This is a genomic window from Bacillota bacterium (assembly GCA_036504675.1).
Classification (GTDB): Bacteria; Bacillota; Sulfobacillia; order JAJYWN01; family JAJZPE01; genus DASXUT01.
The window spans coordinates 1-12,784 of record DASXUT010000079.1 but is presented as its reverse complement, the minus strand read 5'-3'; the positions used below and the strand labels follow the sequence as shown (position 1 = coordinate 12,784).

The 12,784-nt window shown below is 65.1% G+C and carries 9 protein-coding genes and 4 tRNA genes; 2 read left to right on the top strand and 11 right to left on the bottom strand.

Annotation, left to right across the window (positions count from 1 at the left end; all coding sequences use genetic code 11):
• Window positions 1–67: 67 nt before the first annotated feature.
• On the bottom strand, window positions 68–1,501 hold the full coding sequence (locus VGL40_06100) for an HDIG domain-containing protein (GenBank protein HEY3314839.1): 1,434 nt from the start codon (window positions 1,499–1,501) through the stop codon (window positions 68–70).
• Between the two features lie 443 nt (window positions 1,502–1,944).
• Between VGL40_06100 and VGL40_06095 the strand changes: the two genes are divergently transcribed.
• Both VGL40_06095 and VGL40_06090 read left to right on the top strand, forming a co-directional pair.
• The gene (locus tag VGL40_06095) at window positions 1,945–2,886 is read left to right on the top strand and encodes a TerC family protein (GenBank protein HEY3314838.1); all 942 of its coding nucleotides are present in this window, start codon (window positions 1,945–1,947) and stop codon (window positions 2,884–2,886) included.
• Window positions 2,887–3,049: 163 nt separating this feature from the next.
• Window positions 3,050–4,054, top strand: coding sequence for a diguanylate cyclase (locus VGL40_06090; GenBank protein HEY3314837.1), 1,005 nt, complete (start codon window positions 3,050–3,052; stop codon window positions 4,052–4,054).
• Window positions 4,055–4,148: 94 nt separating this feature from the next.
• Here the strand turns inward: VGL40_06090 and ftsH are convergent, their stop codons facing one another.
• The 10 genes from ftsH to VGL40_06040 form a co-directional block, all read right to left on the bottom strand.
• Window positions 4,149–6,062: an ATP-dependent zinc metalloprotease FtsH gene (gene ftsH / locus VGL40_06085; protein ID HEY3314836.1), complete on the bottom strand. Its 1,914-nt coding sequence runs from the start codon at window positions 6,060–6,062 to the stop codon at window positions 4,149–4,151.
• Between the two features lie 152 nt (window positions 6,063–6,214).
• The gene (gene tilS, locus VGL40_06080; GenBank protein ID HEY3314835.1) at window positions 6,215–7,648 is read right to left on the bottom strand and encodes a tRNA lysidine(34) synthetase TilS; all 1,434 of its coding nucleotides are present in this window, start codon (window positions 7,646–7,648) and stop codon (window positions 6,215–6,217) included.
• Between the two features lie 196 nt (window positions 7,649–7,844).
• A complete protein-coding gene (locus tag VGL40_06075) occupies window positions 7,845–10,220 on the bottom strand; it encodes a SpoIIE family protein phosphatase (protein ID HEY3314834.1) in 2,376 nt (791 codons plus the stop codon).
• Window positions 10,221–10,546: 326 nt separating this feature from the next.
• Window positions 10,547–10,619 (bottom strand) — tRNA-Glu (locus VGL40_06070).
• 14 nt (window positions 10,620–10,633) lie between these two features.
• Window positions 10,634–10,706: transfer RNA gene (locus tag VGL40_06065), tRNA-Lys, on the bottom strand.
• Window positions 10,707–10,715: 9 nt separating this feature from the next.
• Window positions 10,716–10,789 (bottom strand) — tRNA-Met (locus VGL40_06060).
• A 42-nt stretch (window positions 10,790–10,831) separates the two neighbouring features.
• Window positions 10,832–10,908: transfer RNA gene (locus tag VGL40_06055), tRNA-Met, on the bottom strand.
• Between the two features lie 225 nt (window positions 10,909–11,133).
• Complete coding sequence (locus tag VGL40_06050) at window positions 11,134–11,538, bottom strand: S1 RNA-binding domain-containing protein (protein ID HEY3314833.1); 405 nt, start codon at window positions 11,536–11,538, stop codon at window positions 11,134–11,136.
• A gap of 95 nt (window positions 11,539–11,633) precedes the next feature.
• Window positions 11,634–12,059 carry a septum formation initiator family protein gene (locus VGL40_06045; GenBank protein ID HEY3314832.1) on the bottom strand — a complete coding sequence of 142 codons (426 nt, stop codon included), beginning with the start codon at window positions 12,057–12,059 and terminating at the stop codon, window positions 11,634–11,636.
• Between the two features lie 48 nt (window positions 12,060–12,107).
• A complete protein-coding gene (locus VGL40_06040; protein HEY3314831.1) occupies window positions 12,108–12,368 on the bottom strand; it encodes a sigma factor-like helix-turn-helix DNA-binding protein in 261 nt (86 codons plus the stop codon).
• Window positions 12,369–12,784 lie beyond the last annotated feature (416 nt).

The window sequence follows — 12,784 nt, the reverse complement described above, 5'->3', positions numbered from 1 at the left end:
GCCTCCTTGGATAACCCGCCCCTCACCCGGACGTCAAGGCCACCCTCGCAGGTGGCCCCAGGATACCTTAGGTTGATTCATCGTCCGAGGGGGACTCGTCCTCGTCGGTAGGGATTGGTTCCCCCGATCTGACCATTTCCTTGACCCTGGCCTCGAGGGTTGCTCTCGTGTTCATCTGCGGGTCTTCAAGGACCTCCTCGAAGAGGCGCTTCAGGATCCGCCCGACCCGCGGACCCGGTCGCAGGCCGCCGATCTGCATCACGTCGTGCCCGTCGATGGCCAGGTCCTTGAGGCCGAAGGCCGTGTCTTCCTTGAGGACCTGCTCGATCCGGGCCAGAAGCCTGAGGGTCCCGTGGGAGACCGGCCCCGGTTTCTTCCCTGAACCGATCCGATCGGCCCGGCGGAGTTCCAGAAGGTCGCGGATGTTGTCCAGGCCGACCCGGGCGACCAGCCGCCGCACCGCCGAGTCCTTCATCTGCGGGCTCAGGTGTAGGGCCATGTGGTTGCGGATGAGATGGGTGACTTTGGCCACCGTCTCGTTGTCGTACCTGAGCCGCCGGAGGATCGCCCGGGCCATCGCCGCCCCCAGGTTCTCGTGGTCGTAGAAGTGCCGCTCGCCGTCGATGATGGTGAGGGTCCGCGGTTTGGCCACGTCATGGAGGAGCGCCGTCAGGCGCAGGTGGAGCTCGGGCGGGATGGCGTCGACGGCAATCAGGGTATGCTCCCAGACGGTGAAGGCGTGATGGACGTTCTGCTCGAAGCCCACTCCTTCGATAAGCTCGGGCAGGAACAGGGCCAGAAGACCGGTCTGGCGCAGGATCTCCAGGGCCACGGAAGGAGACGGCGACAGCAGGATCTTGGAGAACTCATCGCGGATGCGCTCGGCCGAGACATGCTTCAGCAATTCGGCCTGATCTTTGACCGCGGCGAGGGTCGGCCCGTCGATGGTCATCCCCAGCTGAGCCGAGAACCGGACGGCCCGCATCATCCGCAGGGCGTCTTCTCGGAAACGCTGAGCCGGGTCGCCCACGGCCCGGACGACCTTGCGTTCGAGGTCTCGCAGCCCGTTGAAGGGGTCGACCAGGTCGCCGTGGGGTCCGAGGGCCATGGCGTTGATGGTCAAGTCCCGGCGGGCCAGGTCTTCGCATAGGCTCCTGGTGAAGACGACCTGGTCGGGATGGCGGAAGTCGCTGTACCCCGCGTCCACGCGGTAGGTGGTGACCTCGATAGCCGGCCCGGGGGTCAGGACGGTCACCGTGCCGTGCTTGACCCCGCTCGGCACGGTGCGCTCGAAGAACCGCGCGACCTCGTCGGGTAGGGCGTCGGTGGTCACGTCCCAATCCTGTGGCCTCTTCCCGAGGACCATATCGCGGACGCAGCCGCCGACGATGAAGGCCTGGTGCCGGTGGAGCCAGAGACGCCTGAGGACGGCCTGCACGTCCTGGGGGACGAGCCTTTTGGAGACCAAGCGAAGACGGGCTCGGACGAACAGTTCCTTCAAGAGACACCTCCGGGGCGGCTCGTACGGTTAGGGTTCCCGGCCGAAAGGCAATACAACAGATTAGCCACCGGGCCGCCCATCCCCTTCCAAGCAGTCGCGCCGGTGCGGATTTCGGCGGTACCGTCTTGCCGAAGGGTGAAGGTCGGGGATTCGGCGAAAAACCCAAGCAAACGGAGGGGTTCACAACCCCAAAAGACCCTTGACATCCTCGCTGTGGGCGCGTATTGTCTTACGTAGATGAATACCTCGCAAGGGGAGTAGCCAGCCTGAGGGATCAGGTAGCGCGATCGGTCAATACGGGTTAGCCTGGCTAGGGCTTCCCCCGGTTGCGTTTGTCACCTTCTTTTTTGGGGACACGGCGAGACCTTGGTTCAGAGCGAACCAGGTTTTGCTGTGTCCCATTTCATATGCGGACATCCTAGTTCCGGGGGTGCTGTTAACCTATGCAGGCTGGTATCTGGGTTTGGACCGGATTCACGGCGCTGATTCTGGCCCTCCTCGCGCTGGACCTCGGTGTCTTCAACCGGAAGGTCCACGCGATCTCGATCAAAGAGGCGACCATCTGGAGCATCGTCTGGATCATCGTCGCCCTTCTCTTCAACGTGGTCCTGTACTTCTGGGCCGGCCGAGAGGCGGCCCTGCAATTCCTGGCGGGCTACATCATCGAACGCTCGCTGAGTTTTGACAATATCTTCGTCTTTGTCCTCATCTTCTCTTATTTCGCCATCCCCTCCAGGTATCAGCACCGAGTGCTCTTTTGGGGGATCTTGGGGGCCCTGGTCCTGCGGGCGGTGATGATCGTCGCCGGGATCAGCTTGATCAACGCTTTCCACTGGACCATCTATGTCTTCGGCGCCTTCCTGCTCTATTCGGGCTACAAGATCGCCCTCCAAAAAGGTAATGAGACCATGGACATCGAGGGCAACCCCATAGCCAGGCTGGTTCAGAAGTTCCTGCCCTTCTCACCGAAGCTTGCCGGACACCGCTTCCTGACCCGGGTCGACGGGAAGCTGATGTTCACTCCGCTCCTCCTGGTCCTGATCATCGTGGAAACCAGCGACGTCGTCTTTGCCGTGGATTCCATCCCGGCCATCTTCGGCGTGACTCGCGACCCCTTCCTGGTATATAGCTCCAACGTCTTCGCCATCCTCGGTCTTCGGGCGTTCTACTTCCTCCTGGCCGGGGTGATCGACCACTTCCGTTACCTCAAGATCGGGCTCGGCTTCATCCTCGCTTTCGTCGGCCTGAAGATGCTGACCACCGGTTTCGTCGACATCCGCACCGATCTGTCGCTTGGCGTGATCTTGCTGGTCTTGGCGATCTCCATCGCGGCCTCACTCATGATCCCCGAACGCAAGGGCGGGCCAAGTGGCTCCAGTGCTTGAACCAACGATGTTCCAGGGCCATCGAGTCACCGTCACCTAGGTAACGAAACCCGGTTTAAATCGGCATACCGCCCCACCAGAAGGATTTTCCAACTCCGCGTTGAACCAAATCCTTACAGGACGGTCCTCTTGACCGTCGGTTCAAGCGGGGTGGTGCATCCGGGTGGCTCCTGTCAAGGGTTTGTCCTGGCGGTCGCGTTTCGTCATCCCCCTGACGGCCATCTTCATCGCCGTCATTGGAGGGCTCATCGGCCTCTTCCTGATCGGGCTCGGTGACACCCTGGGGGCTCTGCCCGAAGCCGACCGGCTGGCGGCCACGGCCGGGCTCGGGACGCGTCTGATCCTTCTGGGCTTGGTCGGCCTGGCGGCCCTGGTGGCCGGGACGACGATCATCGTCGACCGCCGGATCAAGGCCCCGGCCGACCGCCTCTTGAAGGCCTTCCGGCGGACCGCCCGGGGGGACCTGCCCGAGCCGCTCAAGTTGGAGACCCGTGATGAATTCGGCAGCCTGGTGGCTGGGTTCAACGAGCTCCTTGGTCCCTTGCGGCAGCAGCGGGAAGTGGCCGCCGGCCTCCATCGCCACCTCGAGGGGGAGCTCAATGCGGCGCTGGCCGATTCGGCGACCGATCCGCTGACCGGGCTCTATAATCGGAGGTTCTTCCGCTACCGGCTGGCCGAGGAAGTCGCCCGGGCCGCCCGGTACGGTCACCAGCTCAGTCTCGTCCTGGCCGATCTCGACCGTTTTTCGGCGGTCAATCAGGAACATGGTCGGGAGTCCGGCGACCGGACCCTGGCCGACTTGGCCAATCTGATCCGCTCCAGCGTTCGTGGATGCGACTTCGTCGCCCGCTGCGGGGGCGAGGAGTTCGCCCTGATCATCCCCGAGACCGATCCGGCCGGGGCTCATTTCCTGGCCAGGAGGCTCCGGCAGAAGGTGGCCGAACACCCGGCCTGGGCCGACGGGCGGACGGTCCGGTCGTTGACCATCAGCCTGGGCATCGCCTGCTTCCCGCAGGACGCTCGAACCGCCGACGAGCTCTTCGAGCGGGCCTGGAAGTCGGTGCTCTTGGCCAAGGAGATGGGCGCAAACCAGGTCCGCCACTATGGCGAAGTGCTCACTTCGGGCCCCGGCTCCGGGGCCGGCGGTGGTCAGTCAAAGGCCCCTTGAGGCGAGCAGCTCCGAGCCTGGCCCCAAGAGAGACACAAAAGCCGCACCAGTGGCTGGTGCGGCTTTCCTTTTCGGGCTCTTGGGCCGCGGGGTCTTATGAGACCGGACGCGGTTTATCGGCGACGAGGCCGATCTTCGGGACCGGCCTCGAGTCGACCCCCTGGGCCGGGCGCTGCTCCTCGCCCTGCATTCCCGGCTCGCCGGCCCGCTTGGGGCCGAGTTCCTCGCCGGCCAGTAGAGCGTCAATGTCGTTCGCCTCGAGGGTCTCCCGCGCGAGCAAGGCCGCGGCGATCTTCTCCATCTTGGCCCGATTCTCGGTCAGCAGGCCCACGGCCTTCTTATAGCAGCTGGTCACGATGTCGTGGACCTCTTTATCGATCTCGGCCGCCACTTCCTCGCTGTAGTTACGGTCGCGGGCGATGTCTCGGCCCAGGAACACCAGGTCCTGCTTGTTGCCGAAGGTGAGGGGGCCGAGCTCCTCGGACATCCCGAACTCCATGATCATCTTGCGAATGAGCTTGGTCGAGGTTTCGAGGTCGTTCTCCGCGCCGGAGCTGGCCTCACTAAAGACCATCTCCTCGGCCGCCCGACCGGCGAGGGCGATCGTGATCCGGTCGAGGATCTCGGACTTGGTGATCAGGTACTTGTCTTCCACCGGCAGGTGCAGGACATAACCCAGGGCCCCGCCTCGCGGGATGATCGACACCTTGTGGATCGGATCGGCATTGGGGAGAAGCTTGCCCACCAGGGCGTGGGCGGCCTCGTGGAAGGCCACCATCCGCTTTTCCTTCTCGCTCATGATCCGGCTCTTCTTCTCCGGGCCGGCGATCACCCGGTTGATGCCCTCTTCGAGCTCGTCCATGCCGATCCTCTTCTTGCGGCGGCGGGCCGCCAGAAGGGCGGCCTCATTGCACAGATTTTCCAGGTCGGCCGGGGTGAACCCGGGCGTCCGGCGGGCCAGGACCTCCAGGTCGACCTCGCGCTCGAGGGGCTTGCCGCGAGTGTGGACCTTGAGGACGGCGAGGCGTTCGTTGAGGTCGGGCTTGTCAATCGTGATCTGCCGGTCGAACCGGCCGGGGCGCTGCAGGGCCGGGTCGAGGACGTCGGGGCGGTTGGTCGCCGCCATGACGATGATCCCCTCGTTAACCCCGAAACCGTCCATCTCGACGAGCAATTGGTTCAAGGTCTGCTCGCGCTCATCATGACCGCCGCCGTAACCAGCGCCACGCTGGCGGCCGACGGCGTCGATCTCATCGATAAAGACGATGCAGGGGGCGTTCTTCTTGGCTTGGTCGAAGAGGTCACGGACGCGCGAGGCGCCCACGCCGACGAACATCTCGACGAAGTCGGAGCCGCTGATGGAGAAGAAGGGCACGCCGGCTTCACCGGCCACGGCCCTGGCCAGGTAAGTCTTGCCGGTGCCCGGGGCCCCGAAGAGCAGGACGCCCTTGGGGATGCGGGCCCCCATCTCCAGATAGCGCTTGGGGTGCTTGAGGAAGTCGACGATTTCGGCCATCTCTTCCTTGGCTTCCTCGGCCCCGGCGACGTCTTCGAAGGTAATCTTTCGTTTATCTTCAGTATGCAGGCGGGCCCGGCTCTTGCCGAATTGCATGACCCGGTTGCCCCCGCCTTGGCTCTGTTGCATGATCCAGAGAAAGGCCCCGACCACCAAGACCACCGGCAGGATGGTCGTCAGGAGGGTGGTCCACCAGGGCGGTTGAGGCGGCAGACCGAACTCGACCTTGACCCCCTTGGACTGCAGGGTCTGGTAAAGGGTCGGGTCTTCCGGGGCGATGGTCGAGAACTCAGTCCCGTTCTTCAGTTTCCCGGTGACCGTCTTGTCGACGATCTTGACGCTTTCGACCTGGTTCTGATTGACGTAACCGAGGAAATCCGAATATGTCAGGGGGGTCTTGGGGTGCTGCGGTTGGTTGAAGTACTGGGCCACCCACAAGGCTAGGAGCAGGACTAGGGCATAGAAAAGGAGGCTCCTGATGCCTTTGCTCAAAGACCGACCCTCCTTCCGTCAGTAATCTGATTAGCGGCCCTGTGGCCGTGTCTCGGGGCGCCGCTCAGGGCCTGAACCTGGCCACCTTTAGTGGCACCAGATGACCAGATTATTTTACCACACCCTATCATAAAAAACAAACCACGGGTGGCTCATGGGCCTGGTCGAAAGAGCTTCAGATGGAGCAACCGGCGGGTCTTCGAGGTGACCGTGAAGGCTTCGTCGAGGCGATGTCCGGCCACCCAAAGGATGACTTGCGGGTCGTCGGCCCGGACGACGATGGGGATCGCTTCCCGCTCACGGCGGGAGACCTTCCGGTCGATCAAGAAATCTTTCAGTTTCCGACGGCCCGGGGCGCCCTGGGGGTGGAAAGCGTCGCCGGCGCGGCGCGGTCGGACCAACAGGCCGCCACTCGACCGCCCCAAGGCGGCGTCGGCGTCCAGGTAAGCCTCGCCAGGCCCGACGCCGGCCCCGCCCGGGAAGGCCACCGGCGGCCGGACTTCGGCGGTTATGGCCAGACCGAGATCGACCAGGTCGGCCCGACCTGGTACGGGCAAGGACAGCGGTTCGAAGGCGGACCGAGGACCGGCCGACGGTAGGATGGTCAGACTGTCTGATTCCCTGACGGCCCGGCACCCGGCTCCGAGTTGGACGACCCCCCCGGTCCGCCCGCGGAGGGCAAGATCCAGGGCTGCCTCGACCCTTTCCGCCGCCGGCCCCGACCCCTCGCCAACCAGTCGGACGGCATGGCGCACCAGGCGGCGCCCAATGGCCGGAGGCTCAGCCAGGAGGCCCTTCAGATCCAGCCTCACGCCGGCCAGTTCATCCTCGGCGGCGACCCGCCGGAAGGCCTCACCGGCGATGGATTGCAGCAGGCGGCTTTCGTCGCCCATCCGGCGGGCCAGGTCGGCCAGCCCGGCGACGACCGACGGGTTAAATTCCCCGATCAGGATGGGCAATAGACGGCTGCGGACGCGGTTACGGACGTAGGCCGAGTCGTGGTTGGTGGCGTCCTCGCGAGGGACCAGGCCGAGCCGGCGGCAGTAGCCCTCGGTCTCCTCCCGGGTCACCTCGAGGAGCGGGCGGATGAGGATGGCCGTTCCAAGCGGTCGGGCCGCCGCCATCCCGGCCAAACCGTCGGTCCCGGTGCCGCGGATCAGCCGAATCAAGACCGTCTCCGCCTGGTCGTTCTGGGTGTGGCCGACGGCGACCTTCCGCGCGTGGCGGTCCTCCGCCACCTGGGCCAGGAAGGCGTACCTCGCTTCCCTGGCCGCTTCCTCCGGACCTAGGCCACGGGCTTCCGCCAGGGCTGGGACGTCGGCCTTACCTAGGACGATCGGCAGCCCGAGCCGGGTCGACAGTTGGCCGACAAAGGCCGCATCGGCCTCGGCCGCCGTTCCCCGTAGCCCGTGGTCAAGGTGGGCCACGGTCAACTGAAGGCGGTAATCGGCGGACAGCTCTTTTAGGGCTAAGAGGAGGGCTAGGGAATCCGGACCGCCGGAGACGCCGATGACCACCCCGTCACCAGGCGCCAAGAGTCCGTATTCTTCCGTCGCCGCCCTGACCTTGGCCACGAAGGGATCCACGCCCGCCACCTCCCGGCCTATTATGCCCAGCGCTTTCCAGTCATTTCGGCGCTTCGCGGAACCATCCCTGCCGCGGCGCCCCGAGGACAAAAAGGACGGTGTGGCCGAAACGCCACACCGCGCCAGGATTGGGGGGAGGAATGCGGGTTGAGGTATGGGGACGAAGGACCCGCCTCGGGGCCGGTAAGACGGACCTCTAGCGGGATTCGATCCGGGCGCAGAGAATCGTCAGGTCGTCGCAGAGCGCCCCGGTCTCACCGACCGATTCCATCAGGCTGGCCGCGACACCCTGGGGCGGGCCATCCCCCACAGCCTTGAACCGGCGGACGAGGTCGGCCTCGCGGCCGGTCACCTTGTCCCCTTTGACCAACGCCCCGTCGGTCGCCATGATCAGGGTATCCCCCGGGCGCAGCCGCCAGTGCTCCGGCTCGACGTCGATCTCGCCAAGGATCCCGGCCGGGACGGAGGAGGCCCTGATCGCCGCGACCCGCTCGCCCCGCCGCAGGTAGCTCGGGCAGGCCCCGATCTTGGTGAAGTCGCAATCCCCCGTGGCCAGGTCGATGACGGCCAGGTCGATGGTGGCGAAGGTGTCCTCGGGCGTCCGCAGGAGGAGGACTGAGTTGATCGTCCTGACCGCGGCATCGACTCCGAAGCCCGATTCCAGGAGTCGTTCCAGAAGGGCCACGGCGGTACGGCTCTCCCGAGCCGCCCCGGCGCCAGCCCCCATCCCGTCGCTGAGGGCCAGGACCATGTGGCCGTCGTCAAGCTCCTTGGCCAGATAGGAATCGCCGGAGACGGCCTGACCATCCTTGGACCGGCTGGCTACGGCGACCGCGCAGCCCAGCGGCAGGTGGCTCCGAAAGACCTGGGTACACGAGGGACGCCTGGCCTGATCGGCGCAGTCCGGCCAGAGCGGGACGACTTCCGTGCCGACAGCCTCGGAAATCAGCGGAGCCAGGGTCCCGCGGCAGAGGTCCCCGGTCTCGCAAGGCCGGGAGCGGATGGACACGACCGGGCGGCCGCCGCCGACCCTGACCTCAACCTCCTGGCTTGGCCCAGGCGCCCGGGCCAAGGCCCTCCTCACCGATTGGGCCAGGCGGCGCTCGACCTGACCGTTCCGGCCGTCCTTGGCCGCCGCTTCGGCCAAAATGGAGGCAACCCCCTTGCACTGGTCGGCCATCGCCAGCCGGCTGTACCGCAGGCGCTCCCGGGTCGACCGTCGGAGCCGTTCGGCGCGGTGACAGAAGTCGGCGGCCAGGACCACCTCGCCCACTTTGGAGCAGCGGCGGCCGCCCTTTGGGTAATCCTCGATGGTCAAGCCGCCGGCGGCCTCGGCCTTGTTCCACAGGTCCATCAGCCGGCGATAGGTGTCCCGGAGGTTGTCCTTCCAACATGGACCGTAAAGGCTGCACCGCTCGCAGACCTGGGTGCTGACCGACTCGAAGTAGGCCGGAAGCGGGTCCTCCCTGGACGGACCGGCGGCGGCCACCTCCTGGATCGCCCCGGCCAAGTCATTGAACAGCCCGACCAAACGGCCGACCGTCTCGGCGTTGGGTCCCGCGTACTGGCTCTCGATTGGCGGGCCATCGGCGTCCTCGTCGGTCGCGCCGAAGGAGAGAGCCTCGATGGGTGACGCCGAGTCCAGACGCCGCCCGGGGCCGCCGTCGGACTCCTCCACCGGCCCGAGCAGCCTAGTCAGGGTGGCCGACGGGGTCATGGCGAAGAGAATGGCCCCGGCCGCCGCCGGAATGAGCAGCAACGGTAGGTCCTCGACTAAGCCCAGGCCGGCCCCGAGGACCGCCCTGGCGAGGAGGTAGCCGGCGATCACTCCGACCTTGCCCAGGCCGGAGAACATCCCGGCGAGAAGCCCGGCCAGACCCTCCAAGCCGATTGAGGACGCGGCCAGGCCCGTGCGGAGACCGCCCACGAGACCGACGAGAACTCCGGCGGCGGCCCCGAGACCAAGGCCGCCCCGCGAGGCCAGGGCCATCACCAGGTAGGCCGCGACCATCCCGTCCACGGCGTAGGGCCCGAGCTTGATCCCGGACAGCCCGGCGGCGGCGGCGGCCGTCATGATCCCGACGAAGACCAGTTGGTCCCGGTCGATTGTCTCGGGCCTTCCGGCCTGCAAGAAATCGACCGCTGGGGTGAAGATCACCGCCAGCACCGCCGACAGGACCGCATCGAAGCCGGCCGTCAGCAGGGCGAAGGAATCCGGCGACGTGATGACGGTAACGGCCTCGCGGACGAAGAGCGATAATCCGAAGACGGAGAGGGCCGTGACCACGCCACGACGGCGCAGTTGGGCCGCCCCCGCCCGCACGGCGGTCAAGGCCGGTCCCAGGAGGAAGAGGATGATCGCCACCTCGAGGGCCCTGGCCCAGGTCTGGCCGGCCAGCGATCCGAGGAAGGCGCAGGTTGCGGCGAATAGGGCGGAACGCGGCCGGACCACCGTGACGGCGGCGACGAAGGCCACCCCGAACGGATCCAGGAGACCGGCCACCGAGGCCCGGCCCAGGAGGAACCCGAGCCCGCCGAAAGCTAGGTCGAGGCCGGTCAGCCGGCGGCTCACCGACCGCGGCCACCATCGCGGTGCACCGGCCTTCATGGATGGCGAGCGCTCATGTACGATGCCCATCTGGTCGGCCTTGACACCCCCCGTGGTAACCCGGGTGCCGGCCCGGACCCTTGCTACCGGTGGGTCCGGCCGGGGGAACCAACCGGCTGGCCCAATCTTAACCCAGCCCAGGTCATGATTATTGTCGTAACTCGGCCAGCCGGCCGGCGAGCGTACGACAGGGGCAGGGGGCCTGGGGCCGGACGGGGACCACGAATCGCGGGCCGACGACATCGGTGACAGAAAAAGAAAAAACCTTGTCGCCCTTGCGACAAGGCTAGTGACCCCATCGGGATTCGAACCCGAGTTACCGCCGTGAAAGGGCGGTGTCTTAGGCCACTTGACCATGGGGCCAGACTGTTCAATTGTGGGCCATAGAGGAATCGAACCTCTAACCTTGCGATTAAGAGTCGCCTGCTCTGCCAGTTGAGCTAATGGCCCGAAGAACGGTAGCGGCGGGTGGACTTGAACCACCGACACTGCGGGTATGAACCGCATGCTCTAGCCAACTGAGCTACGCCGCCTGGTGCCCGGTGGATGGCCGTCTGGCGCCGGCCGGAGTTTTTTGGTTGCGGGGGTAGGATTTGAACCTACGGCCTCCGGGTTATGAGCCCGACGAGCTACCAGACTGCTCTACCCCGCGACGTGTTCCCGCGGCCATCGCCTGTTCCGGACGAAGGCCACGACTGATTATATTATAATCACCTATCAGCGTCAAGGTCGATAACCTCACCAAACTTGGGTGCTTGCTGGTTTTTCCTTGACGACTTTGGCGGCCTCGGGCGACTAAATAGAAAGGCATTCCTTCCGGAATGCCATGCTTCCTGAAGTCACCTTTGAAACCGGCCGGGGCCACTGGCCGCCGCCGTCAGGCGCCCTCCCGCCGCCCCGCGCCGCGTCCGCCCCGCTTGGAATCGGTACTCTTCCTGAGATCGGAGATGCGTTCGTCGCTGTCCTTCATGAACTTGGCCAGCTTGTCCTCGAAGGACATCCGGGCTTCCCGGTTGGGGGGGCGCCGGCCATGAGCGGCTGGCCGGTTGGGATTGGCCTGCTTGATGGACAAGCCAATTTTTCCCTTCGGATCAACCGAGAGGATCTTCACCTTGACCTTGTCTTTTTCTTTGAGATAGTCCTTGATGTCCCGAACGTAGGCATCGGCCACTTCTGAGATGTGGACTAATCCGGTCTTACCCCCCGGAATCTCCACGAAAGCGCCGAAATGCGTGATTCCGGTGACGGTCCCCTCGACGATTTGGCCGACCTCCAACTGCATGACCGCGGCTTGGTCCTCCTATTCGATTCATAATCTGCAAATCAAAATTATACAAGAACCAGCCTGCAGCGTCAAGCCGTCAAATCACCTGACCCTCAGTATCCAGACCCATTCTTGATCTTCCCGGGGTCGCCCGGGGTGCCGTTGTAGTACGGTATCTCTCCATCTTTGACCAGACCGAGCTGTTCGCGAGCCACTTTTTCGACGTATTCGTCGCTCTGCATGAATTTTATCTGTTCGCCCAGATCTTGGTTCTCCCGGCGGAGCCGATCGATTTCGCCTTGAACTCTGTGCTCTTGGACCTTGAGCTGGTACATCCGGAATTCCTGCGTACCGAAGAGGAAGAAGCCATAGGCGACGGAGAGGACGAGCAGCAACCGGCCGAAACGAACCTTGATCCTCGGCCGGCTCTTGGCGGCGGCGCGCCGCCGGGCGGCCGCCGGGCGGATGACGGTGCCGACCCGATCTCGGTCATAATCGACCAGCGACGTCCGAGACGTGCCAGCGAGTGGGTGGGCCATGGCCGTCATCCTCCTTCTGAGCGGTTTAATCAGACGAGACCTGATCGGCTACTGCTTCGGCGAATCGTGGTCCTCCGGTTCGTCCTCGACCGGCTCACTGGAATCGAAGACATTCAACGGGTCCCCGCTCATGATGATGACCACCTGATAGCCCTTGTTCTTCGCCCGGCTGTAAAGGGTGGCCACGGTGGCCGGGCTCAGGCGCAATCGGGCGGCCACGTCGGCGTTGCTGAGCCCCATCTCTTTTAGGGAAACAACCTGGCGTTCACGGAAACTCAGACGCTCGACGCCGCGAATCTCGATTTGCACCGCCTAGTCCCTCCATGGGAACACCCGGCAAGGGCGAGTTATTCACAATCTGTGTACAAGCTGTGTACAAGTTTTGCAGGTAGGAAATCTGTTTCGCCGTGGTTGACAGAATTCCTGCCGCTGCCCCCAGAAACCATGCCGGGAAACCGAAAGGGTCGCCCATGTGGGCGGCCTCCTGCGTTAAGAGCCCCTAACGAGCCCGGGCGGGTCACGCTAGACTGGCCATCCCAGTCGACCGCGGCTCCCAACCCCTCGCCGACCGATCGAAGGGGGACCAGGACCCGTCGGATCATTCCCGGCGATGATTCGACGGCTCTTGTTTCGGCCTCGCGCCGGTCACTGGCCAGGTGGTCGCGGTCGGCGGAACCGGCCGGCCCCACCGGCGACCGCGGCCGTGACGGCCCGGCCGGCAGCCA

Coding starts and splice junctions, on each gene's coding strand:
- VGL40_06095 (HEY3314838.1), top strand. CDS start 1,945: ATGCAGGCTGGTATCTGGGTTTGGACCGGATTCACGGCGCTGATTCTG.
- VGL40_06050 (HEY3314833.1), bottom strand. CDS start 11,538: ATGCAGTTGGAGGTCGGCCAAATCGTCGAGGGGACCGTCACCGGAATC.
- VGL40_06045 (HEY3314832.1), bottom strand. CDS start 12,059: ATGGCCCACCCACTCGCTGGCACGTCTCGGACGTCGCTGGTCGATTAT.